This is a genomic window from Prauserella aidingensis, from assembly GCF_024171865.1.
Classification (GTDB): Bacteria; Actinomycetota; Actinomycetes; order Mycobacteriales; family Pseudonocardiaceae; genus Prauserella; species Prauserella aidingensis.
Genome location: NZ_JAMTCN010000001.1, coordinates 439257 through 461368, shown reverse-complemented (window position 1 = coordinate 461368; position 22112 = coordinate 439257). Strand labels below are relative to the sequence as shown.

Genomic DNA, 22112 nt, shown 5'->3' with positions numbered 1-22112 from the left:
CGGCCGGACGAGTCGTGCCCGGTCACGCCGGCGCCGCGTGCCCGTCCCGCGCCGATGAACCGCCGGTGACCCGGAGCGGTGTCCCGGTGAACGGCCCGTGACGCGGCCGCGTCCCACCGCGTCGATTTTTGGTGGATTTCTACAAACCGCCCCCGTGGGACGTGGCGGCTGCGATCATTCCGGAGTCGGAGCCCGTCCGGGGAGGCTGGGGGCGCACGGACGGACGTGTGCCGGGACCCGGGGCGTCCGGTCCGGCAGCGTGTCGCGGAAGCGGCGCGTCCGAATGCGAGACACCCGAACGCGAGAACCCGGTGCCACCGCCCGGGCGTGACAGCAGGTTGTGAGGTTTGCCGAGTTTGTTCACCCGCATCGCCATCGTCAACAGAGGTGAGGCCGCGATGCGGCTCATCCGTGCCGTGCGCGAACTCAACGCGGAGGACGGCGGACGTCGGGAGACGATCGCCTTCCACACCGACGTCGACCGCGGCGCCACGTTCGTGCGGGAAGCGGATCACGCCTGGGAACTGGGCCATGCCGTCGACCGGCCGTACCTGGACATGGGCGCGCTGGAGCGCGCACTGACCGGCTCGGCGGCGGACGCCGCGTGGGTCGGCTGGGGATTCGTGGCCGAGGACCCGGCGTTCGCGGAGCTGTGCGAGCGGCTGGGCGTGGCGTTCGTCGGCCCGTCCGCGGAGGCCATGCGCAAACTCGGCGACAAGATCGGCGCGAAGCTCATCGCCGAGGAGGTCGGCGTTCCCGTCGCGCCGTGGAGCCGCGGCCCGGTGGACGGACTCGAGGGCGCGCTGGAGGCGGCGGGCGGCATCGGGTATCCGCTGATGCTGAAGGCGACCGCGGGCGGCGGCGGGCGCGGCATCCGCGTGGTCGAGACAGCCGATGATCTGGCGGAAGCCTACGAACGGACCAGCGCCGAGGCCGAGCGCGCGTTCGGCAGCGGCGTGGTGTTCCTGGAACGGCTCGTCACCGGGGCGCGGCACGTCGAGGTGCAGGTGATCGCCGACGGCCAGGGCACGGCGTGGGCCCTCGGGGTGCGCGACTGCTCGGTGCAGCGCCGCAACCAGAAGGTGATCGAGGAGTCGGCGTCGGTGCGGCTCGACGCCGACCAGGTGGCGGAGCTGAAGGCCTCCGCCGAACGTCTCGCGCTGGCGGTGGGTTACCGCGGTGCGGCGACCGTCGAATTCCTGTACCACCCCGATGAGCGGCTGTTGGCGTTCCTCGAGGTGAACACCCGCCTGCAGGTCGAACACCCCATCACCGAGGCGACGACGTCGTTCGACCTGGTCAAGGCGCAGCTGCACGTGGCCGAGGGCGGCGCGCTGACCGGACCGCAGCCGCAGGAGTCCGGACACGCCGTCGAGGCCCGGCTCAACGCCGAGGACCCGGACCGGGACTTCGCGCCCGCACCCGGGCACATCTCCCTGCTGACGCTGCCGAGCGGGCCCGGGGTTCGCGTCGACACCGGCGTGGGCACGGGTGACGACATCCCCGCCGACTTCGACTCGATGATCGCCAAGATCATCACTTACGGCCGCACCCGGGACGAGGCGCTCGCCCGGCTGCGCCGCGCCGTGCGGGACACGACGGTGCTCATCGACGGCGGCGCCACCAACAAGAGCTTCCTGCTGGACCTGCTCGACGCACCCGAGGTGATCGACGGCACCGCGGACACCGGCTGGATCGACCGCGTGCGTGCCGAGGGCAGGCTCGCGTCCCACCGCCATTCGGGGGTCGCCCTGGCCGCGGCAGCGATCGAGGCCTACGAGGAGGGCGAGCAGGCGGAGCGGCAGCGACTGCTGACCACCGCCTACGGCGGACGCCCGCAGGTCCGGCACGACGGCGCCACGGCCATCGACCTGAAACTGCGCGGCGCCGGTTACCGCGTGACCGTCGCGCGTACCGGTCCCCGGCGGTTCCGGGTCGAGATCGACGGTGCGGGTGCGGCGCCGGCCTTCGACGTCACACTCGAACGGTTCGACGACAGCAGCGGCCAGCTCACGGTGCACGGTCACCGCTACCGTCTCGTGACCGGCACCCACGGGCCCGTGCACCTCGTCGAGGTCGACGGCGTGACCCACCGGGTGAGCAGGGACGAGGGCGGCGTGCTCCGGTCGCCGGCCCCGGCGCTCGTCGTCGCGACTCCGGTGGAACCGGGTGACGAGGTCGAGTCGGGCGCTCCGGTGCTGGTGCTGGAGAGCATGAAGATGGAGACCGTGCTGCGGGCGCCGTTCCGCGGCAGGCTGGTGCAGCGCCCCGTCTCGATCGGCAGTCAGGTCGAGGCCGGCGCACCGTTGCTGCGCCTCGAGCCGGTCGCCGACGACGACGGTGACGGCGCGGAGGCCGCCGACGACACGGCGGAGCGGGTGGATCTCGAACTGCCCGCCGCGCCGCCGGAGGTGTCGGCGGCCGAGCAGGTGCGTCGTGGTCTGGACCGGCTGCACTGGCGGTTGCTCGGCTTCGACACCGGGCCGGACGAGGACACCGGCGCGCCGGCCGGGTATCTGAAGGCACGGACCCGGCTGGCCGACGACGGTGCGCGTCCGCTGGCCGAGGAGGCCGGGCTGCTGCGCGTGTTCGCGGATCTGTGCGAGCTCACGCGGAATCGTCCGGCGGTGGACGGCCAGACCGATCAGGGCGCGGGCACGAGTGTCCACAGTGCACGCGAGTACTTCCACACGTACCTGCAGAGCCTCGACGCCGAACGCGCCGGTCTGTCCGACGGCTTCCTGGCGAAGCTCACCCGCGTGCTCGGGCACTACGGCGTCACGGAACTCGACCGCACCTCGCAACTGGAGGAGGCGGTCTTCCGCATCTTCCTGGCCCAGCAGCGGGGCGCGGCCGACGCCGCCGTGGTGACGGCCGTGCTGCAGCAGTGGCTGACCGAGCCCGCCCCGCCCGAGGCGGTGCAGTTGACGGTCGGGGAGGCGCTGGAACACCTCGTCGTGGCCACTCAGCTGCGGTTCCCCGCCGTGACGGATCTGGCGCGCAGCCTGGTGTTCCGGTGGTTCGGGCAGCCGATGTACCGGCGGAACCGGGCCGAGAGCTACACGGCGGTGCGCAAGCACCTGCGGCACCTCGACGCCCATCCGGACGCGGCCGACCGCGAGGAACGGATCGCGGCCATGGTCGCCACGCCGGAGCCGCTCGTGCGCGTGCTCGCCCAGCGCATGGTGCGCTCCGGTACCGACCAGCGGCCGATGCTCGAGGTCCTCGCGCGGCGCTACTACGGTTCCCGGCGGCTGCACGGCCTCGACACGGTGCGCATCGCGGGCTTCGACTGCGTCACCGCCGAGTACCGGCCCGGCGGCGCCGACCCGGCGGGGTACCGGCTGGTCAGCACCGCGACCGACATGACGGGCCTCGGGGACGCGCTCGGCGCCGTGGTGTCGATGGCCGACGGCGGACAGGCGGCCGATCTGGTGGCGGACGTCTACGTGACCTGGCCCGACCAGCCCGGCGACGCCGACGCGATGGCCGAGCGGTTGCGCGGCGAGCTCGCGGCGGCTTCGTTGCCGGACCGGACCGTACGGGTCACGGCCAGCGTCGCGGGCCGCACCGGATCGGCCATGCACCACCACTTCACGTTCACGGCCGGTGCCGACGGGCCGGTCGAGGACCGGGTGATCCGCGGGCTGCACCCGATGATCGCGCAGCGGCTGCAACTGCCGCGGTGGCGCAACTTCGACCTCACCCGGCTGCCCTCGGCCGACGAGGAGGTCTACCTCTACCGCGCCGTGGCGAAGGGCAACGAGGCCGACGAACGGCTCGTGGCGATGGCCCAGGTTCGTGACCTGACGCCGTTGAAGGACGAGGACACCGGCCGCATCCTGGCGCTGCCGGACGTCGAGGACACGCTCGACGCCTGTGTGGCGGCGATCCGCCAGGAGCAGGCCGGCCGCCCGGCCAGGAAGCGACTCGACACGAACCGGGTGCTGCTGTACGTCTGGCCGCCCGACGGGCTCACGCTCGACGAGGTCGACGCCATCGCGCGCCGCGTACTGCCCACCACCGCCGGGGCGGGCCTGGAGGAGGTGCTGCTCATCGGCCGCCGGTCGGACGACGAGCAGGGCGAGCTCCGGGACACCGCCGTCCGCATCGGCTACGACCTCGAATCCGGCGTGAAGGTCGAGGTCGTCGAACCGCCGTCGGAGGACATCCAGCCGCTCGACGACTACGGCCAGAAGGTGCTGCGGGCGCGGCGGCGCGGTGCGGTGTACCCGTACGAGCTCACCGCGATGCTCGCCGGCCCGGACGGGATGTTCACCGAACACGACCTCGACGGGACGGGCGCGCTCACGCCCGTCGACCGGCCGAAGGGCGGCAACACGGCCGGCATCGTCGCGGGGGTCGTCACCACCCCGACGGCGTTGCACCCCGACGGCGTGACCCGCGTGGTGTTGCTGGGTGACCCGACGAAGTCGCTGGGGTCGCTGTCCGAACCGGAGTGTGCGCGCGTGATCGCCGCGCTGGACCTGGCCGACCGGATGGGTGTTCCCGTCGAATGGTTCGCCCTGTCGGCGGGTGCGCGGATCGCCATGGACTCGGGCACCGAGAACATGGACTGGGTCGCGGCCGCGCTGAAGCGCATCGTCGAGTTCACCCAGGCGGGCGGTGAGATCAACATCGTCGTCGCGGGAATCAACGTCGGCGCCCAGCCGTACTGGAACGCCGAGGCCACGATGCTGATGCACACCAAGGGCATCCTGGTGATGACTCCGGATTCGGCCATGGTGCTCACCGGCAAGCAGTCGCTGGACTTCTCCGGCGGCGTCTCGGCCGAGGACAACTTCGGCATCGGCGGGTACGACCGGGTGATGGGGCCGAACGGGCAGGCGCAGTACTGGGCCGCCGACCTCGCGGGCGCGCGCGACGTGCTGATGCGGCACTACGACCACACGTACGTCGCGTCCGGTGAGACCGCGCCGCGGGCGGCGGGTACGACCGACCCGGCCGATCGCGACGTCTCCGGCTTCCCGCACCACGTCGCGGGCAGCGACTTCACGACGGTCGGGGAGATCTTCTCGTCCGAGTCGAATCCGGACCGGAAGAAGCCGTTCGACATCCGCACCGTGATGCGGGCGTTGTCCGATCAGGACCATCCGGTGCTGGAGCGCTGGGCGGGCATGGCCGACGCGGACACCGCGGTCGTGCAGGACGTGCACCTCGGCGGGCGGCCGGTGTGCCTGCTGGGCATCGAGTCCAGGCCCGTGCCGCGTCGCGGGTTCCCGCCTGCGGACGGACCGGACACCTACACCGCGGGCACGCTGTTCCCGCGGTCGTCGAAGAAGGCCGCGCGCGCGATCAACGCGACCAGCGGCAACCGGCCGCTCGTCGTGCTGGCGAACCTGTCCGGATTCGACGGCAGCCCCGAGTCGATGCGCAAGCTGCAGCTGGAGTACGGCGCCGAGATCGGCAGGGCGATCGTGAACTTCGACGGGCCGATCGTGTTCTGCGTGATCTCCCGCTATCACGGCGGGGCGTTCGTGGTGTTCTCCAAGGCGCTCAACCCGAACATGACCGTGCTGGCGGTCGAGGGCTCGTACGCCTCGGTGCTCGGCGGGGCGCCCGCGGCGGCAGTGGTGTTCTCCGGGGACGTCGACGCGCGCACGGCCGCGGATCCGCGGGTGCAGGAGGCGCAGCGGGCCGCGGCGGCGGCCGAGGGCGGCGATCGCGCTGCGGCGGCCGCCGCGCTGGCGGAGGTGCGCGCCGAGGTGCGGGCGGACAAGCTCGGCGAGGTGGCGTCCGAGTTCGACGGCATCCACAGCATCCGCCGCGCCGTCGACGTGGGCTCGGTCGACGCGGTCATCCGGCCCGAACAACTGCGGCCGGCGATCATCGACGCGATCGAACGGTCCTGACGGCCGGCAGGTACGGCTGCGCACACGGGCGGGCCGGGGAGTGATTCCCCGGCCCGCCCGTGCGACGGTGGCCGGTCAGGCGTGGTCGGCCGACCGGGTCGGGCCCGCGGGCTCGGTGGCGTCGGTCGCCACCGGGCCCTCGGCCGTGGCCCCCGCGGCGGGCTGGGCGGACGGGTCGCCGTCCGGATCGGTCTCGCCTGCCAGGACGTTCATGCGGCGTTCCGCGCGGATCGAGCGGATCGCGGCGGTCAGGCCCGCGGCCCACAGCACCCCGATGCCCACCAGCACGACCACGGTCACGGGCGTCGGTGCGTCGAGCGAGGCGAGCAGCGCACGGCTGTTGGTGAACACGATGAGGCCGCCCGCCGCCGCGCCGAGGATCCGCGGTGGCAGTTTCCGTACCAGCCAGGCGGCCAGCGGTGCGGCGAGCATGCCGCCGATCATCAGCCCGGCGACGACCGTGTAGTTCATGCCGTCGGTGTGCGACAGGGCGACCAGGAAGCCGACGCTCGCGGCGATCGCCACGATGAACTCGGACGTGTCGACCGACCCGACGACCTTGCGCGGTTCGAGCCTGCCGGACGAGAGCAGGGTCGTCGTCGCGACGGGCCCCCACCCGCCTCCGCCGCTGGCGTCGACGAACCCGGCGACGACGCCCAGTGGGGCGAGGAACCGTGCGCCGGGCCGCTTGGCGGTGAGCAGGGATCCCAGCTCGAGGAACGCGAACCGGATCAGCACGTAGAGGCCGAGCAGCAACAGGATCGTGGTGATCCACAGCTCGGCCGAGGACGTGGCCAGCGACGTCAGCACGTAGGCGCCCAGCACGGCGCCGGCGGCCCCCGGCAGGGCGAGTGTGCCGACCACCCGCCAGTCGACGTTGCGCATCTTCCAGTGCGACAGGCCGGACGCCAGTGTCGTGCCGACCTCGGCCAGGTGCACCGCCGCGGAGGCGACGGCGGGCGTCGTACCTGCGACCAGCAGCGTGGTCGTCGCGGTGACACCGAACGCCATCCCGAGCGAGCCGTCGACCAACTGGGCGAGGAACCCGGCCAGTCCGAACAGGAGAAGTGTGTGCATGCCGACCTCGGTGAATCGAAAGTGGCCGACAATTCCGAGAGTGTCGGAATTGTCGGCGTCGAACGTCTTCGGCGCTGTCGCCGTCGCGGTTTCCGGACGTGTGGCGAACGGTGGGTGCGTGCGGTGACCGCGAGCGTCGTGTACTCGTGGCTTCGGCCACCGGCTCCGGTGGGTATCCGGTGCAGGGCAGTCCCGTCCGCCGCCGGATTCGATGCTGACACAGAATTCGCCGCCCGGTCCACCGTTTCTCGTACCGCGGGGATGTGGCAGGGAACACGGATTTTCTAACTTGGTGAAAAGAAATTTCGGAACACCGCGAAAAAAAATACCCGGGTGGTTCCGGGGTGTGGGAAATCCGGTGAGATGGGTGGCGGACACGTAGGGTTCCGGGCGAGGCGAAAGCGAGGGCACGCGAGTGGGCAGGCGACTACCGGAGTCGGTGCGGGACGTCCCCGGCGCGGGCGGGGTGAGGGAGTCGAACGCGGCGGCGGTACTGGCCGCGGCCCGTACCGACGGGCCGTTGTCACGCGCGGAGATGGCACGGCTGACGGGGCTGAGCATGCCCACGGTCAGCAGGCAGGTGACCGCGTTGACCGACCTGGCGTTGCTGCGGGAAGCACCCGAGATGGCGACGGGTGGCGGCATCGGCAGGCCGACCGTGCCGGTGCGGCTCGACGACGACGTCATCGCGGCCTGCGGTGTGCACATCGGGATCGTGACCACGACCTACGGCCTGACCAACCTGTCGGGCACGTTGCTGGGCAGTGAGCGCATCCCGACCCCGCAGGGATCGGCCACCGACGTGCTGCGGGCCATCGGCGACGAGGTGAGCACCTTCCTGGCCGACTGGCCCCGGCGGCGCATCATCGGTGTCGGACTGGCCATCGGCGGACAGGTGGACGCCGACGGCGGGTTGCTGGACCACGGCCCGCTCGGCTGGCGCGGCGTGCCCGCGCGTGCGGTGCTCGAGCAGGTGACCGGCCTTCCGGTGCACCTGGACGGGCACGTACCCGCGATGGCGACCGCGGAGCTGCTCTTCGGCGTGTCCCGTCGCGCGGCCAGCTCGCTGTACTTCTACGCACGAGAGATGGCGGGCGTGGCGATCGCGGTCGACGGCGTGCTGCATCGCGGTCCGGGACAGTCCGGAAGCATCGCCCACCTTCCGGTCGGCAGCGACGTCCGGTGCGAGTGCGGGCGCACGGGGTGTCTCGAGGCGACGGTCGCGGAACGGGCCGTGGTCGAACGCGCCCGCAGCGCGGGGATCATCACCGGCTCGGAACTCGGCGATCTCGTCGCCGCCGCCGACACCGATCCGCGGGCGCGGGAGATCCTCACCGAACGCGCGCGGGCGCTCGGCCGGGCGATCGCCATGACCCGGGACCTGGTCAACCCGGAACTCGTCGTCCTCGGCGGTCAGGCGATCACGGAGGCTCCCGCGTATCTCGACACGGTGCGGGAGGAATTCGCGGCCACGACGACGCTGCCGGGCACGGACCTGATCACCGTGACCCGGTTCGGGCGGAACGTGCAGGCGATGGCGGCCTGCACGGGACTGCTCACGCAGCTCTACGACCATCCGCTGTCGCTGCTCGGCGCCGGTCCGCCGCGCGATCGGGACGCGTGAGCGGGCCGGACGGGAGCCGGGGGAGCGGCGCCCACGGAAGGGGGACCGGTGGTGGTGCGCCGGGCGGCGCACCACCACCGGCGGTCACAGGCCGTAGGACCTGCCGATGATGTCGCGCTGGATCTCGCTCGTTCCGCCGTACACGGTGGACACGACGGTCGAGCGGAGCATCGCCTCCATGCCGTACTCGGTGGCGTAGCCGTATCCGCCCATCATCTGCATGCCTTCGAGTGCCATCGTCTTGGCCAGCTCGGTGGCCTTCAGCTTGGCCATCGAGGCCTCGCGCGGGAACAACTCACCCGGGGCGGCGTCCATGCGCGCGGCCGCGTCGTGCACCAGCAGGCGGGTCGCCTCGAGGTCGGTGGCCAGGTCGGCCACGCGGTGCTTGAGCGCCTGGAACGAGCCGATCGGACGTCCGAACTGCTCCCGCTCGGTCACGTAGGAGACGGTGTCGTCGAAGATCCGCCGAGCCGTACCGAGCATGAGGCCGGCGAGGATCATTCGCTCGACGTTGAGCCCGGCCATCAGCTGCGGCCACGCGTCGCCCTCGGTCCCGACGACCGCGTCCTCGGGCAGGTGACAGTCGGTGAAGTAGAGGTCGTTGACCTCGCGGCCGCCCATCGTCTCGATGCCGTGGATCTCAAGCCCGGGCGCGTCGGCGGGCACGAGGAACATGGTCAGCCCCGCGTGCTTGCCGCCCTCGGTCGAGGTGCGCGCCACGAGCAGGATGTGCTTGGCGATGTGCGCGTTCGAACACCACGTCTTCTGCCCGTTCACGACCCAGCCGTCGCCGGTCTTCTCGGCGCGGCAGGTCAGCCCGCCGACGTCGGAGCCGGCTCCGGGTTCGGACATCGAGATCGACAGCACGTCGCCTGCCACGAAGTCGCCGAGCACCGTGCGCTTCTGGTCCGGGGTGCCGAACTTCTCGAACGCCGCCGCGGTGATCACCGACGTCGCATAACCGCCCGTCGGGGCCTTGCCGTAGGCGCTGGTCTCCAGCAGCAGCAACAGCTCCCGCACGCCGAGGCCCGCGCCGCCGTACTCCTCGGGCGTTGTGACGCCGAGCCAGCCGAGGTCGGCCATCTTGCGGTAGAGGCCGTCGTCGTGCGGCCTTGCGACATCGTCGGTGACTTCGCGGCGGCAGAAGTCGGCGACGGCGTCGACGAAGTCCTGCTGCTCCTGAGTGAGCGTCATGAGTGTCACGGGGCGGTCGCCTTTCCGTCGGCGTACAGGGATGCGATGTCGTCGGCGTAGCGGTCGTCGATCACCCGGCGTTTCAACTTCATCGTCGGAGTCAGCTCACCGGTCTCCGGCGTCCACGGCCGGGGCAGGACGCGGTGCCGCTTGATCTGTTCCGGCCGGGCCAGTTCGGCGTTCGTCGCCTCGACGGCCCCGGCGATCGCGGTCAGCACATCGGGGTGGCCTGCGAGCTCGGTGAGGTCGGTGGTGTCGATGCCGTGGGCCTTCGCCCATGCGGGGGCCGCCTCCTCGTCGAGCGTCAGCAGCGCCGTGACGTACGGGCGCCCGTCGCCGACGACGGCGGCGTAGCCGACCAACGGGTGGGTGCGCAGCAGCCCTTCGGCCTTGCTCGGTGCGACGTTCTTGCCGCTGGAGGTGACGATCAGCTCCTTCTTGCGGTCGGTGATGGTGAGGAAGCCGTCGTCGTCGAAGCTGCCGATGTCGCCGGTGGCGAGCCAGCCGTCGGCGTCGGTGTCCGGCCGGATCCCGCCGTCGGCGTCGAGGTAGCCGAGGAACACCAGCGGGCCGCGTACCTCCACCTCGCCGTCGGGGGCGATACGCGCCTCCATGCCCGGCATCGGCAGGCCGACGGTGCCGGCCCGGTACTTCGCCGGAAACGTCGAGGTGGCCGCACCGGTCGTCTCCGACAACCCCCACACCTCCATGATCGTCATGCCGAGGCTGCCGAAGAACTCCAGTACCGACGCCGGGATCGGGGCGGCGCCACTGCCGAGACGTTCGGCCTCCCCGAGCCCGAGCTGCTCGCGCAACGGCCGCAGCACGGTCCGGTCGGCCCGGTCGAACGCCTCGGCGACTTCAGGGGTCGGCTCGCCGCCGTCGGCGCGGACCCGGTACACGGTCGCGGCGACGTCCCGGGCCTGCTCGATCGCGGCGGCCTGCTCCTCGGGCAGGCCGCCGAGGATGCCCTGAATGCCGGCCGCGATCTTCTCCCACACCCGTGGCACGCCGAAGAAGCCGTGTGGGCGGGTCTCCGTGAGCGTCGGCACCAGCTGAGCCTGGTCCGGGCAGACGGTCGCGTGTCCCGCCGAGAACAACAGCAGGTACATGCCCAGCACGCGCTCGGCCACGTGCGCCAGGGGCAGGTAGGCCACCATGCGCGGGTGATCCTCGACCGGGCGGATCAGCTCCTGGGCCGCAGCCTGGTAGAGCACGTTCTCGTGGCTCAGCACCACGCCTTTCGGCGTTCCGGTCGTACCGGAGGTGTAGATCATGCACACCGGGTCGGTCTGCTGCGGCGCGGCGGTCCATCGCTCGATCGCGGCCGGGTCGCGCCGGTGCAGATCGGCCCCGCCACGGAGCAGTTCGTCGTAGGAGACGAACACCGATTCGCCGTCGGGGATGGCCGCGGTGTCGAGGACGACGACAGCCCGGAGGTTCGGCAACGTGTCGAGGACGGGCCGCCACCGGTGCAACTGCGCGGCGCCTTCCAGCACGACGATCGTGGCCGCGCTGTGGGTGGCCACGTGGCGGATCTGCTCGGTCGAGAGCGTGGCGTACGTCGTGCAGGGGAGCGCCCCGAGGTGCACCGCCGCGAAGTCGACGATCCAGTGCTCGGGACGGCTGGTGACGTCGATGAGCATGCGGTCGCCCCGGCCGAGCCCGGCGGCCGACAGCCCGTGGGCGACCGCGGCGATCTGCTCGCGCACCTCGGCCCACGTGTGGGTGCCGTCCGCTCCGGTCAAGGCGGGTCTGTCACCGTGATGCTCGGCGTTGCGGAGAACCAGCGAGGGGACCGTGGCGTCGCCGAGGCGGGCGCGCACGTCGGATTCGGTGAGCATGCGATGGGTTCCTCTCACAGCAGGGTGACCTTGTCGACGAGCCACCGGTCGTCCCGGTGGACGAGGGTCATCTCCATCCGGTTGCGGTCGACGCGGGGCTGTTCGGTGTTGGTGTTGCTGATCGTCTGGTCGACGAAGAGGAGGACGACGGCGTGGTCGGCGTCGGCCTCGGTGACCCCGGCGCGGACGACGTTGCCCTCCGAGGTCGCCTTGTGCTGTTGGAGCAGTTTCGTGAGGTTGTCGCTCACCTGCCGGTACTGCTGTCCGAATCGGCCGGTGGCGTTGCGCTCCACGGCCTGGAAGTTGCCGTCGAGGTCCTTGTGGTCGTACGAGGACAGGTCGACCGCGTAGCGTTCGGCGGCGGCGAGGGCCTCGGCCCGCGCCTGCTCCTCGGCGCGTTGGGCGAAGAACTCACGCGCGGCGAAGCCGAGCCCGCCGAGCACGGAGAGGACGAGCAGCGCGGCGAGGACCCGCCGTGGTCGCAACAGTGCTGCCACGGTCGTGGTGCGGCCCTCCGATTCGCCGGCGCCGGTGTGGTCGCCGCTGTCGTCGTCGACTGTGTGGCCGTCGGCGCTGTCACCGTCGGCGCTGTCCGATTCGGACCGGGCGGGTTCGCGTGGTCCGGTGTCCGTGTCGTCCGGCTCGGCCACCGCGGTGCCCGTACCGGTCGTCACGGAGACGGTGGCCGGGACGGCCGGTGTGTGCGCCGCGTCGTCGGCGGAGGGCGCGACGCCGTCGGCATCCTGGGCGTCGCCGGGCGGATCGCCGACGCCGGCGCGGGGGCGGGGCGACGGTTTCCGGCCGGCCGGTACGGGAAGGCGCATCAGTGAACTCCTTGCAACAACAGCGATGACCAGGAACGGGGACCGAGTACGGCGGCCTGGCCGCCGGTGGTGCCGAGCGTGAACGGCGCGCGGTCACCGGTGGCGGCGTCGCGGGTGGCGCCGTCGGGGGAGGAGGCGCTGGGGGAGGAGGTGTCGGGGGAGGAGGCGCTGGGCCTGTGGTCGGCAGGAGGGCCGGGGTCGGCGTTCGCGGCCGACCCGGACTCGGAGCCGGAGCCGGAGCCGGGGGCGGTGGGCATGCCTGCGTCGGGCCGGGGAGCGTTCTGCGCGCCGCGTTGGCTCAGGTCCTGTCCGGGGGTGCAGTGCCACTGCCACTGCGGTTCGCGCGGTTCGGTGCGCTGCGGCGCCCGGCGCGGTGTGTCGTTGTAACAGACCGGTCCGAGCGTGCCGACGAGGTAGAAGTTCGCGGTGTCGCCCTCGACGACGTCGCCGAGCGAGCGGAACGCCTTCGGCGCCGAGCGCAGGAGCTGCTCCACCGCCGGGCCGCGCATACCGACGAGCCGGGTCGTCGTGACGAGGTTGCCGAGCAGGGTGCCGAGCGACGGCTCCGTGCGTTCGATCAGTGTCGTGACGCGCCCCGCCGGTTCGGGCACGTCGCGGACCAGCGTTCGCAGCCTGGGCGCGGTCTCGCGGAGGCCGCCGCTGAGGTCGCGCATGGCGGAGGCGAATTCCCGGAGCCGCGACCCGTTCGACTCGGCGAGGAGCCGTCCGTTGTCGAGGATGCGCTCGAGCTGGTCGGTGCGTGATCGGCCGAACCGAAGGAGTGTGTCGGTGTCGTCGAGGATCCGGTCCAGGTCCCCGGTGGCGTTCTGGAGGCCGGTGGCGAGAGACTCGGCGAGCACGGAGAGGTCCTCGGTGGGCAGGGTGTCGGCGAGGCGGACGAAGTTGCCCAGAAGTGCTTCGAGGGGGAGCGGCCTGCGGGTGCGGTCGGCGGTGACGGTGTCGCCGGTCGCCAGGTACGGTCCGGAACGGTCGCCGGGCCGGAAGTCGAGGCGGAGGATCGCCATCGGGCTCTCCATCGTGACCACGGCGTCGGTGTCGGCGGGGATCCGCGTGCCGGGGTGCAGCGAGGCGACCACCTCGACGCCCTCGCGGTCGCGCGCGATCCGCACGTCCGACACCTCCCCGACGCCGACGCCTCGATAGGTCACCTGCGAGCCGGTGCGCAGCCCACCGGTGTCGGGCATGTGCACGGTCACGGTGACGGACTCGCCGGTGGCGTTCGGCCCGAACACCCGGTCGGCGACGTAGTAACCGCAGGCCACGGCGACGAGGGCGAACACGAGCAGCTGGGCGAGCGCGAGCCGGCTCATCGGAGACCACCTCCGAGCAGCCGGTCCAGACCGCCCGGCCGGGGCTCGCGGGTGCGGGCTCCGGCACCCGTGGCACCGCCGCCCTCACCCTCCCCGGAACCGGCCGTGTCGCCGAGGTCGAGGGCGGGCGGGCCCGAGTCCTCGCCGTAGAGGTCGATGTCGAGCAGTTCGGCGACACCGGTGGGGACGTTGACCGTGCCGTCGAGGTTGAGGTAGTCGCCCGGGGTCGCGCTGCGCAGCGCGCGGGAGAACCGGGTCAGTGACTGCAGCGTCGGACCCAGGTCCTCGTCCAGTGTGGACAGGTCACGGAGGACGGGCCGGAGCCGGTCGAGCTGCCGGGTGAGTGCGCCGCCGGTCTTGTCGACGAGAGCGCGCGTCGTCGTGCCGAGCGAGCCGACGTTGCGGAGCAGTTCGGTGAAGCGGGTGCGTTCGTCCAGCAGCGTCTGCAACCCGGGCCGGATGTCGGTCAGGCCCTTCTCGAGCGTCGGGGTGCCCTTCTTCAGTGCGGCGGCGACCGTGTCCATCGAGTCGATGACGGCGGTGATGCGGTCGCCGCGGCGGGCGAGCCTGCCGAGGACGTCGTCCAGCCGTTCGACGATGCGCCGGACCTTCGCCTCCCGGCCGCCGAGCGCGGAGTTCACCTCGCGCACCACCGTCCGGGCCTGGTCGAGACCCGAACCGTTGAGCAGCGTGCCCAGCGCGGCCAGCGTGTCCTCGACGTCCGGCCCACGGGACGTCCGTTCGATCGGGATGCGGCCGGCGTCGGCCAGCGTCCGGCCACCGGCCCGGGTGCCGGCCGGCGTGTCTGCTGTGGACGGGTCGGGTGCACCTGACGTCCCGCGGTCCTCTCCGGACCGAGGAGGTTCGAGGACGACGAACTGGTCGCCGAGCGCCGACGTGAGTTCCAGCCGCGCCCCCGTGTTCGCCGGGAGCCGGACGGACGTGTCGATCGCGAGGTCGACGTGGGCCCGGAAGGCCTCGGCACGGATCGCTGTCACTCGGCCCACGTCGGCCTGCCCGATGCGGACGATCCCGCCTTCGGGCAGGTTCGCGGCGTCGGAGAACACCGCGGTGACGGGGTAGGTGTCGGCGGGGCTGCCGAGGGTGGCGGTGCGTTGGAGGCTGATGCCGCATCCGGTGGCGGGCAACAGTGCGGCCGACAGCGCGACCGCGACGACGGTGTGGCGGGAGGGCGCGTGGCGACGGTTCATCGGCGCCCCCCGCTGAGCAGGTCGAGAACGCCGAGCGTGTTGGGGAACTCGACCGGGTTGACGATGCCTGCGCCGCTGCACAACGGCAGCGGCAGCTGCTCGCAGAGTTTCGCGGTGGTGCCGAACTGGTTCAGGTTGGTGGACAGGTTCAACCGGATGCGGAGCCGGTCGTCGTCGGACACGGCGCGGTCGAAGTTCTCGAGCGCGAGCGGCAGCGTGTCGAGTGTCTCGGCGAGCTGTTCCTTACGGGACACCAGCGTGGTCGACAACCGGGTCAGCCGGGACACGTCGCCGGGCAGCTGGTCGCCGTGCTCGCGCAGCAGCGTGTTCAGCGTGCCGAGGGCGCGCGAGAGCCTGCCGATCGCGCGGGTGATGGATCGCTGTTGGGTGGTGAAGTCCTTCGACGCGGTCGTCACCGTCGTGGTCAGGTCGTCGATCGTGGAACGGTGCTTCTTCAACACCGTCAGTAGTGTGTCCACATTGTCCAGTACGGCGCCGAGATCGCCGGTGCTGTTCGCCGCCACCTCGGAGGCACTGGCGAGGGTGTTCAGTGCGGCACGGAACTCGGGCCCGTGGCCGCCCAGCGAGCCGGCGGCCGTGGAGACGAGCTCGCCGAGGCCGCCTCCGCCCTTGCCGTCCGGGCCGAACGTCTGCAGGAGCGTGTCGAGGGACTCGGTCAGTTCGTCCCACGTGACCGGGGCGTGCGTGCGGGAGACGGGGATGACGGCGCCGTCGTCGAGGGTCGGACCGCCGGTGTGGGCGGGGGAGAGTTCGACGAACCGGTCGCTGATGACGGCCGGGTTCATGATGTAGGCGTTCGCCGACTCCGGCAGTCTGGTGTCGCCGGGCAGCGACATCGTGACCCGCACCGAGTCGCCACGCGGGTCGGTGCGTTCGACGCGTCCGACCGGCACGCCCAGCAGCGCGACCCGGCTGCCGGGGAAGATGCCGTCGGCGGTGGCGAAGTCGGCGGAGATGCGCAGCTGGGGCTCCGGCCGCAGCAGGACGTACCAGCCCGACGTGACGACGAGCGCGACGACGAGCGCGATCGCCGCGATGCGGGACAGCGGCCGGCGTCCCGAGCCTGTCGCCGCGGATCGCTCGGTCATCGGCATCCCTCCACGAGTCCGGCTACGCACAGGAGGTTGTCCGGCAGTGGGCCGACCGGACCGGAGACGTCGCCCCACGGGCCGTTGCCGGTCGCGTTGGTGACGTAGCGGCTGACCGGTCCGAGTTTCGCGAGCGTCTGCGAGAGGGCGCGGTCGTTGCGCTTCAACGTCGTGGTGATCGAATGCAGGTCGGACAACAGCGGTGAGAACGCCGACTTGTTCTCCCGGATCGCCACGTCGAGTGCCGCGGTGAGGGTGTCGACCTCCCGCACGAGTGTGCGGATCGTCTCGCGTCGCTGGGTGAGGGTTCCCGCGACCAGCTTGGCGTCGCCGAGCAGTTGCGTCAGGTGGCCGCGCTGTCCGGCCAGAGTGGACGTCAGCGTGCGGACGCCGCCCAGGAGTTGCCGGAACCGCTCTCCCCGCTCGCCGACGATCTGCGCGGCACGGCGGATCCCTGCGAGCGCATCGCCCAGCACCTTCCCGTCGGGCGCGGCCTCCTGCAGGGTGGAGATCATGTTCCGGAGCTGTGTCGTGTCGAGTTTCTCCGTGGTGCGGTGGGCGTCGTCGGCGATGTCGGCGAGGCTGTAGGGCACGGACGTGCGCTGCCGAGGGATGGTGGCGTCGGCGAGTTCGCCGGTGCCGCGGGGCTGCACCGCCAGGTAGCGGGTGCCGAGCACCGTCGCGAGTTTCACCGAGGCGGCGCTGGACCGGCCGAGCGGCTGCATCTCGTCGAGCCGGAAGCGCACGTCGACGTGGTCGCCCGCCAGTTCCACGGCGACGACCCTGCCCGCGGGCACGCCTGCCACGTGGACCTGGTCGCCCGCCGCGAGTCCGGCCGCGTTGGCCAGCTCCGCGGTGAACTCCGCCGTGTCGGCGCGGAACCGGAGCTGAGGAACGGCCACTGCCGCCGCGACGAGCAGAGCCAGCACGAGTGCGCCGGCGACGCCGGAGGACACGGGACCGCGCCGGGTCAGCGCCCGGGCGAGTGTACGCAGCCTGCTCATCGGCACACCTCCGAATGCGGCCCGGGACTGAGATTCACGGGAGCATCACCGGTCACGTCGACACGCAGGTTGCAGACGTAGACGTTCACCCACGAGCCGTAGTCGGTCGCGCGGCCCACGGTGTCGAGCAAGTCGGGTGCTTCGGCCATGAGCGTGTCGAACCGGCCGGTGTTGCCGACGAGCGACGAGGTCACTTTCCTCAGCGCGGTGATGTCCTCGGACAGGTGCGGCGTGATGCCCGCCAGCAGCGTGTTCAGCGAGCCCGCGAGCTTCGTGCCGCTGTCGAGCGCCGTGGCGATGTCACCGCGGTGCCGGGCGGCGTACGACGTCAGCCGCTTCAGCCCGTCGACGAGCTCGGTGAACTGTTCGGTGTGGCCGTTCATCGTGTCGAGCACCGACGTGAGATTCCGCAACAACCGGTCGAGGACCCGTTCCTTGCCGTTCACCGTCGACGTCAGGGAGACCACACTGGACAGCAGCGACTCGATCGCCGGGCCTTCGCCCTGGAACACGGCGACGATCGTCCGTGCGAGCCGGTTGACCTCGCCGGGCTCGATCGCCTCGAACAGCGGCTTGAACCCGTTGAACAGGGCGGTCAGGTCGAGTGGGGGACGGGTGCGCGACACGGGAATCGTCGCGCCCGGTTCCAGTTCCGGACCCCGGGCCGCCGGGTCGCCGCCTGCCGCGCCCGACGTGGCCGCGTCCTCGCCTTCCGCGGGAGGTGTCGTCAGTGCGAGGTGGCGGGAGCCGAGCAGGTCGGCGTAGTGGATCGCTGCGTGCGCGCCCGCGGGGATCCGCTGGTCGGTCGAGACCTCGAAGGTGACGTGCGCGCGGCCGCCGTCGAGGCGCAGCTCCCGCACGGTGCCGACGCGCACGCCGGCGATCGTGACGTCGGATCCGGCGTACAACCCGTGGGCATCGGTGAACACCGCGTGGTAGGTGCGCATGTCGCCGGGCAGCGGGTCGGTGAGCGTGTTGACCACCAGGACGGCACCGAACACGCACACGGTCACGAACGCCGTCAGCTTGGTGACGACCGGGGCGAGCCTCACGGGACCACCACCGTTTCGCCGCGTACCAGCGGCCCCAGCATCAGGCCGAGCAGGTCCGGGTCCTGCGAGGTCCGCGCACGCGGACCGGCGGGCAACAGGCCACCGAGTTCGCGCAGGGACCGCTTCTCCCTCTCGCTGCCCACGGGGCCGCTCGTGCCGCCGACGACCGGACCGCTGCCGCTGTCGCGACCGTGCGCGTCGTCGCCGCGCGCCGTCGTGTCGCCGCCGCGGCCGTGATCGGTGCCGGATTCGTGCTGCGGCTGCGGGAACGTCCGGTCGTGCCGGGACGAGGGAGCCTGCCGGCAGTTCTGCCCCGCGAGCCCGGGGTAGCGCGGGCAGTCCGCGGCCGTGTAGGGGAACGGCTGGTCGAGCGTCAGCGCGGCGTCGATCGTGAAGTTGCCCGTGGCGAACGTGCGCGCACCGCGCGTCAGGAAGAACCGGGCCGCGTCGAGCGACTCGCCGGCGGCACCCGGGTGGCGAGCCAGCACGTCGGCGATCGGGCCGGTCGCCTCGGCGAGCGTGACGATCCGCTGCGCGTGATCCGACACGACGCGGCGGCCGGTGTCGGTGAGGTCGATGGCGGAGCCGAGAAGTGCCCCGATCGACCGCCGCTCCTCGGTGATCGTCGTGGCCAGCGAGGTCGCGTTGTCCACCGTCGCGAGGAGGTCGGGGGTGGCTGCCTCGACGTCCGACGACAGCCGCGCGACCGTGTCGAGGTCCTCCTCGAGCGTCTCCAGCAACGGCGAGGTCTCGGTGAGCAGCGCGTCGGCGTCGTCGATCATGCGGCCGAGCCGTTCGCCGCGCCCGCGGACAGTGTCGGCCAGCGTGGTCATCGCGACCTGCAACTCGGCGGGCCGCAAGGCGGTGATCACGTCGTAGAGTCGCGTGTAGGCCGAGTACAGCCGGACGGTGCGCCGCGAGGTGTCGGGCCGAAGCGTGGCTCCGGCGTCCAGGGAGCCGCGCGGCTCGGCGCCCCGTGGCACGGCGAGGTCGACGTACTGGTCGCCGAACAGCGTCCGCGGCAGCACGCGCACCCGCACGTTGGCGGGTACCTGCCCGAGGAACTCCTCGTCCATGCGCAGCCGCAGCTCGGAGCCGTCGATCCCGCCGTCGACCGTGGTGAGTCTGCCGACGGTGACCCCGTGGTACTGGACAGCCGAGTTCTCCCGCACCGGACCGGCCGACGCGGGCAGCAGCGCCGTGACCTCCGGCGCGGGCCGTAGTGCGTCGTTGCCCGCGGCGATCAACACGCCGGCACCCACGACGAGCGCGGTCGCGGCGGCGACCCCGCGCAGGGCCAGTGCGGTGCGGCCGGTGTCGCGGCGGTGGGATCGCATCGTCACGCCCCCACACCCGGCAACGTCGGCTGGGTGCCCCATATCGTCAGTGTCAGCAGCACGTCGACGATCGCGATGGTGACGATGCTCGTGCGCAGGGCGCGGCCCGCGGCCTTGCCCACGCCTTCCGGCCCGCCGGTGGCATGGAAACCGTGCCCGCAGTGGACGAGCGTGATGATCACCGCGAAGATCACGGCCTTCAGCAGCGAGAAACCGACGTCGGCAGGCGTGAGCAGCAGCTGGAAGTAGTAGTCGTAGGTGCCGCTCGACTGGCCTTTGAGCTGGACGACGGCGAGGCTCGTGGCGGCGTACGAGGCGAACAGCCCCACCAGGTACAGCGGCACGACCGCCAGCACGGCCGCCGCCATCCGGGTGCTGACCAGGAACGGTACCGAGGGCACCGCCATCGTCTCCAGCGCGTCGATCTCGTCGGAGATGCGCATCGCGCCGAGCTGGGCCGTGAAACCCGTGCCGACCTTCGCGGCGAGCGCCACGCTCGCCACCACCGGGGCGATCTCCCGCGTGTTCACCAGCGCCGACATCAACCCGGTCATCGGCGACAGTCCGATGATGTCCAGCCCGCGGTAACCCTCCAGGCCGATCTGCGTGCTCGCGACCGCCGACATCGCGAACACCACGCCGATCGTGCCGCCACCCGCCAGCAGCGACGCCGAGCCGAAGCTGATGTCGTTGACGTGGCGCAGCACGTGCCGCCAGTGGCGCACCAGCACCGTGGGCACCGCGGCGAGTACCCGGGCGTAGAACGTCGAATGCCTGCCCAGGCCGGCGAACCCGTCCACCACGGGGCGTGCCGCCCTGGCGGGCAGGTGCAGGACCGGGGCGAGCATCAGTACGCCCCTCTCGCCGGGACGATCGCCGCGTACAGCTCCGTGAGTACCGTGTTGGCGACGAACACCAGGATGAACGCGAGCACGACGGCCTCGTTGACGGCGTCGCCCACGCCGCTCGGCCCACCTTTCGCGGTGAGTCCCTTGAAACAGGCCACCAGTGCCGCGATCACCCCGAACGCGGCGGCCTTGATCTCGGCGATCACGAAGTCCTCGACACGCGAGAACTCGGTGAGGCTGCTCAGGAAGGCGCCCGGCGAGTCGCCGAGCACGAGCGTCTGGAATCCGTAGCTGGCGCCGATCCCCACCGCCATCACCAGACACGCGAGCAACGTGGTGACCACCACGGCGGCGATCAGGCGGGGCACGACGAAGCGTTCGAGCGCGGGGATGCCCATGACCTCCATGGCGTCCACCTCTTCCCGGATCGTCCGCGCGCCGAGGTCGGCGCACACCGCCGACCCGCCGACCCCGGAGATCATCAACGCGCAGATCAGGGGCGACGCCTGCGCGACGACGACGAACGCGACGACCGCGCCGCCGTATCCCTCGGCGCCGAGCTGCCCCGCCATCGACCCGACGTTCAGCGCGACGACGACGCCCAGCGGCACCGTCACGAGCAGCGAGGGAAACGTCGTGACCGAGGCGAGGAACCACGTCTGCTCGAGGACGTCCCGCCAGGCCAGTCGACGGCGCGCGACGGTGCGGCCGAGCGCGGCGACCGTGCTCGCCGTGAAGCTCAGCAGCATCCCGGCCTGGGCGAACGCGTCGCCGACGGCCGTGCGGGTGGGCGGCGGGGTGAACGTCATCAGGCGGCCCGTGCGGAACCGTCCGTGCCTTCGGCGCGGCGACGGCGGCCTTCGGCGCGGCGGCCACGGATGATCAGCCAGTACGCCAGTGGTGAGTACCGCAGCGGTTCCGGCGCCCTCCGGTGGGTGGCCCGGACCACCGAGGCCAGCCGGTCCAGCTTGCGCCGGTCGGCATCGGTCCACTCCAGACCGAGCCGGTCACGCAACAGCGGTGGCAACGTGCCGACGGTGGTCAGCCGCACCAGGCTCGCCGCCGGGGCGATACCGGCGTTCCACAGTGGAGGGGGCAGGAACCGGCTCGGGCGCTGTGGACGGGACAGGGCCTCGAGGACGTCGGCGGTACTCCGGTTCGCCTCGAGGCGGTCCCGCACCATCTCCTCGATGTAGGTCTCGGTGCCCGCCCAGTCGGCGGGGAGATGATGCGGTTTCAGGCCCAGTGCCAGGCCGATCGTACGCCACTCCCGCCACATGTCGTCGAGTTCGGCGGGGCTCATGGGCTCGCAGAACCACGCCGCGGTGTCGACCATGAACTTCGCCAGCGTGGCGTGGACCCAGGCGTATGCCTCCGGGTTGAGCGCGTGGTACCGCCTGCCCTCGTCGTCGACACCTTTGATGTCCCGGTGCAGCTCGATGAGCCGCTCGCCTTCGGCGTGCGCGCCGCCGCCCATCCCGTACACGAAGCGCATGGTGGACAGGTGGGTGCCCCAGGCGCGTTTCCACGGGTGCTGCCTGAATTCGGAGTGGTCGAGCACGCCCTGGCCCACGACCGGGTGGGCGACCTGGAGCAGGAGGCCGGTTCCGGCGAGCAGAGCACCGGGGGCGACACCGAAGCGCCGCCATGTCACCGAGCCGGGGCCGGGCAGTGCGGGCGTCCCGCGGTGGGAGGCCTCGTTCATGGTTCCTCCGAATTCAGCGCCGTTGCGAATGCCGATTAACCTAGCTTCCTGACACGGGCCGTTGTCAAGAACTCCTGAC

The 22112-nt window shown here is 71.8% G+C and carries 15 protein-coding genes; 2 read left to right on the top strand and 13 right to left on the bottom strand.

Annotation, left to right across the window (positions count from 1 at the left end):
- Nucleotides 1-356: 356 nt before the first annotated feature.
- Nucleotides 357-5873 (top strand): ATP-binding protein, encoded by a 5517-nt coding sequence (locus LY13_RS01875; protein ID WP_253826395.1) that lies wholly within the window; start codon nt 357-359, stop codon nt 5871-5873.
- A 75-nt stretch (nt 5874-5948) separates the two neighbouring features.
- Here the strand turns inward: LY13_RS01875 and LY13_RS01870 are convergent, their stop codons facing one another.
- Nucleotides 5949-6950 (bottom strand): sulfite exporter TauE/SafE family protein, encoded by a 1002-nt coding sequence (locus LY13_RS01870; RefSeq protein ID WP_253826348.1) that lies wholly within the window; start codon nt 6948-6950, stop codon nt 5949-5951.
- A 415-nt stretch (nt 6951-7365) separates the two neighbouring features.
- On the opposite strand from LY13_RS01870, the gene LY13_RS01865 reads away from it, so the two are divergent.
- The gene (locus LY13_RS01865) at nt 7366-8574 is read left to right on the top strand and encodes an ROK family transcriptional regulator (RefSeq protein ID WP_253826347.1); all 1209 of its coding nucleotides are present in this window, start codon (nt 7366-7368) and stop codon (nt 8572-8574) included.
- Between the two features lie 84 nt (nt 8575-8658).
- Here LY13_RS01865 and LY13_RS01860 read toward each other — a convergent pair whose 3' ends face one another.
- Genes LY13_RS01860 through LY13_RS01805 form a run of 12 tightly spaced genes read right to left on the bottom strand, consistent with a single transcriptional unit; the run spans nt 8659 to nt 22033 of the window.
- Complete coding sequence (locus LY13_RS01860; protein ID WP_253826346.1) at nt 8659-9768, bottom strand: acyl-CoA dehydrogenase family protein; 1110 nt, start codon at nt 9766-9768, stop codon at nt 8659-8661.
- A 5-nt stretch (nt 9769-9773) separates the two neighbouring features.
- Entirely contained in the window at nt 9774-11612 is a 1839-nt protein-coding gene (locus LY13_RS01855) for an AMP-dependent synthetase/ligase (protein WP_253826345.1), read from the bottom strand.
- Between the two features lie 14 nt (nt 11613-11626).
- Nucleotides 11627-12436 carry an Rv1363c family protein gene (locus LY13_RS01850; RefSeq protein WP_253826344.1) on the bottom strand — a complete coding sequence of 270 codons (810 nt, stop codon included), beginning with the start codon at nt 12434-12436 and terminating at the stop codon, nt 11627-11629.
- Nucleotides 12436-13767 (bottom strand): MlaD family protein, encoded by a 1332-nt coding sequence (locus LY13_RS01845; RefSeq protein ID WP_253826343.1) that lies wholly within the window; start codon nt 13765-13767, stop codon nt 12436-12438. Before LY13_RS01845 ends, LY13_RS01850 begins: the two co-directional genes overlap by 1 nt.
- Nucleotides 13764-14978 carry an MCE family protein gene (locus LY13_RS01840; protein ID WP_253826342.1) on the bottom strand — a complete coding sequence of 405 codons (1215 nt, stop codon included), beginning with the start codon at nt 14976-14978 and terminating at the stop codon, nt 13764-13766. The genes LY13_RS01845 and LY13_RS01840 overlap by 4 nt, the downstream gene beginning before the upstream one ends.
- Entirely contained in the window at nt 14975-16087 is a 1113-nt protein-coding gene (locus LY13_RS01835) for an MCE family protein (protein ID WP_253826341.1), read from the bottom strand. The genes LY13_RS01840 and LY13_RS01835 overlap by 4 nt, the downstream gene beginning before the upstream one ends.
- Nucleotides 16084-17091, bottom strand: coding sequence for an MCE family protein (locus LY13_RS01830; RefSeq protein WP_253826340.1), 1008 nt, complete (start codon nt 17089-17091; stop codon nt 16084-16086). Before LY13_RS01830 ends, LY13_RS01835 begins: the two co-directional genes overlap by 4 nt.
- The gene (locus tag LY13_RS01825) at nt 17088-18143 is read right to left on the bottom strand and encodes an MCE family protein (RefSeq protein ID WP_253826339.1); all 1056 of its coding nucleotides are present in this window, start codon (nt 18141-18143) and stop codon (nt 17088-17090) included. The genes LY13_RS01830 and LY13_RS01825 overlap by 4 nt, the downstream gene beginning before the upstream one ends.
- On the bottom strand, nt 18140-19480 hold the full coding sequence (locus tag LY13_RS01820) for an MCE family protein (RefSeq protein WP_253826394.1): 1341 nt from the start codon (nt 19478-19480) through the stop codon (nt 18140-18142). Before LY13_RS01820 ends, LY13_RS01825 begins: the two co-directional genes overlap by 4 nt.
- 2 nt (nt 19481-19482) lie before the next feature.
- Entirely contained in the window at nt 19483-20328 is an 846-nt protein-coding gene (locus LY13_RS01815) for an MlaE family ABC transporter permease (RefSeq protein ID WP_253826338.1), read from the bottom strand.
- Nucleotides 20328-21137, bottom strand: coding sequence for an MlaE family ABC transporter permease (locus tag LY13_RS01810; protein WP_253826337.1), 810 nt, complete (start codon nt 21135-21137; stop codon nt 20328-20330). The genes LY13_RS01815 and LY13_RS01810 overlap by 1 nt, the downstream gene beginning before the upstream one ends.
- Nucleotides 21137-22033: an oxygenase MpaB family protein gene (locus tag LY13_RS01805; RefSeq protein ID WP_253826336.1), complete on the bottom strand. Its 897-nt coding sequence runs from the start codon at nt 22031-22033 to the stop codon at nt 21137-21139. The genes LY13_RS01810 and LY13_RS01805 overlap by 1 nt, the downstream gene beginning before the upstream one ends.
- Between the last annotated feature and the right edge of the window lie 79 nt (nt 22034-22112).

What these genes read in the sequence shown, in the direction of transcription:
- LY13_RS01805 (WP_253826336.1), bottom strand. Translation starts at nt 22,033, where the DNA reads ATGAACGAGGCCTCCCACCGCGGGACGCCCGCACTGCCCGGCCCCGGC.
- LY13_RS01870 (WP_253826348.1), bottom strand. Translation starts at nt 6,950, where the DNA reads ATGCACACACTTCTCCTGTTCGGACTGGCCGGGTTCCTCGCCCAGTTG.
- LY13_RS01855 (WP_253826345.1), bottom strand. Translation starts at nt 11,612, where the DNA reads ATGCTCACCGAATCCGACGTGCGCGCCCGCCTCGGCGACGCCACGGTC.
- LY13_RS01830 (WP_253826340.1), bottom strand. Translation starts at nt 17,091, where the DNA reads ATGAGCAGGCTGCGTACACTCGCCCGGGCGCTGACCCGGCGCGGTCCC.
- LY13_RS01810 (WP_253826337.1), bottom strand. Translation starts at nt 21,137, where the DNA reads ATGACGTTCACCCCGCCGCCCACCCGCACGGCCGTCGGCGACGCGTTC.
- LY13_RS01845 (WP_253826343.1), bottom strand. Translation starts at nt 13,767, where the DNA reads ATGAGCCGGCTCGCGCTCGCCCAGCTGCTCGTGTTCGCCCTCGTCGCC.
- LY13_RS01860 (WP_253826346.1), bottom strand. Translation starts at nt 9,768, where the DNA reads ATGACGCTCACTCAGGAGCAGCAGGACTTCGTCGACGCCGTCGCCGAC.
- LY13_RS01850 (WP_253826344.1), bottom strand. Translation starts at nt 12,436, where the DNA reads ATGCGCCTTCCCGTACCGGCCGGCCGGAAACCGTCGCCCCGCCCCCGC.
- LY13_RS01840 (WP_253826342.1), bottom strand. Translation starts at nt 14,978, where the DNA reads ATGAACCGTCGCCACGCGCCCTCCCGCCACACCGTCGTCGCGGTCGCG.
- LY13_RS01815 (WP_253826338.1), bottom strand. Translation starts at nt 20,328, where the DNA reads ATGCTCGCCCCGGTCCTGCACCTGCCCGCCAGGGCGGCACGCCCCGTG.
- LY13_RS01820 (WP_253826394.1), bottom strand. Translation starts at nt 19,480, where the DNA reads ATGCGATCCCACCGCCGCGACACCGGCCGCACCGCACTGGCCCTGCGC.
- LY13_RS01835 (WP_253826341.1), bottom strand. Translation starts at nt 16,087, where the DNA reads ATGACCGAGCGATCCGCGGCGACAGGCTCGGGACGCCGGCCGCTGTCC.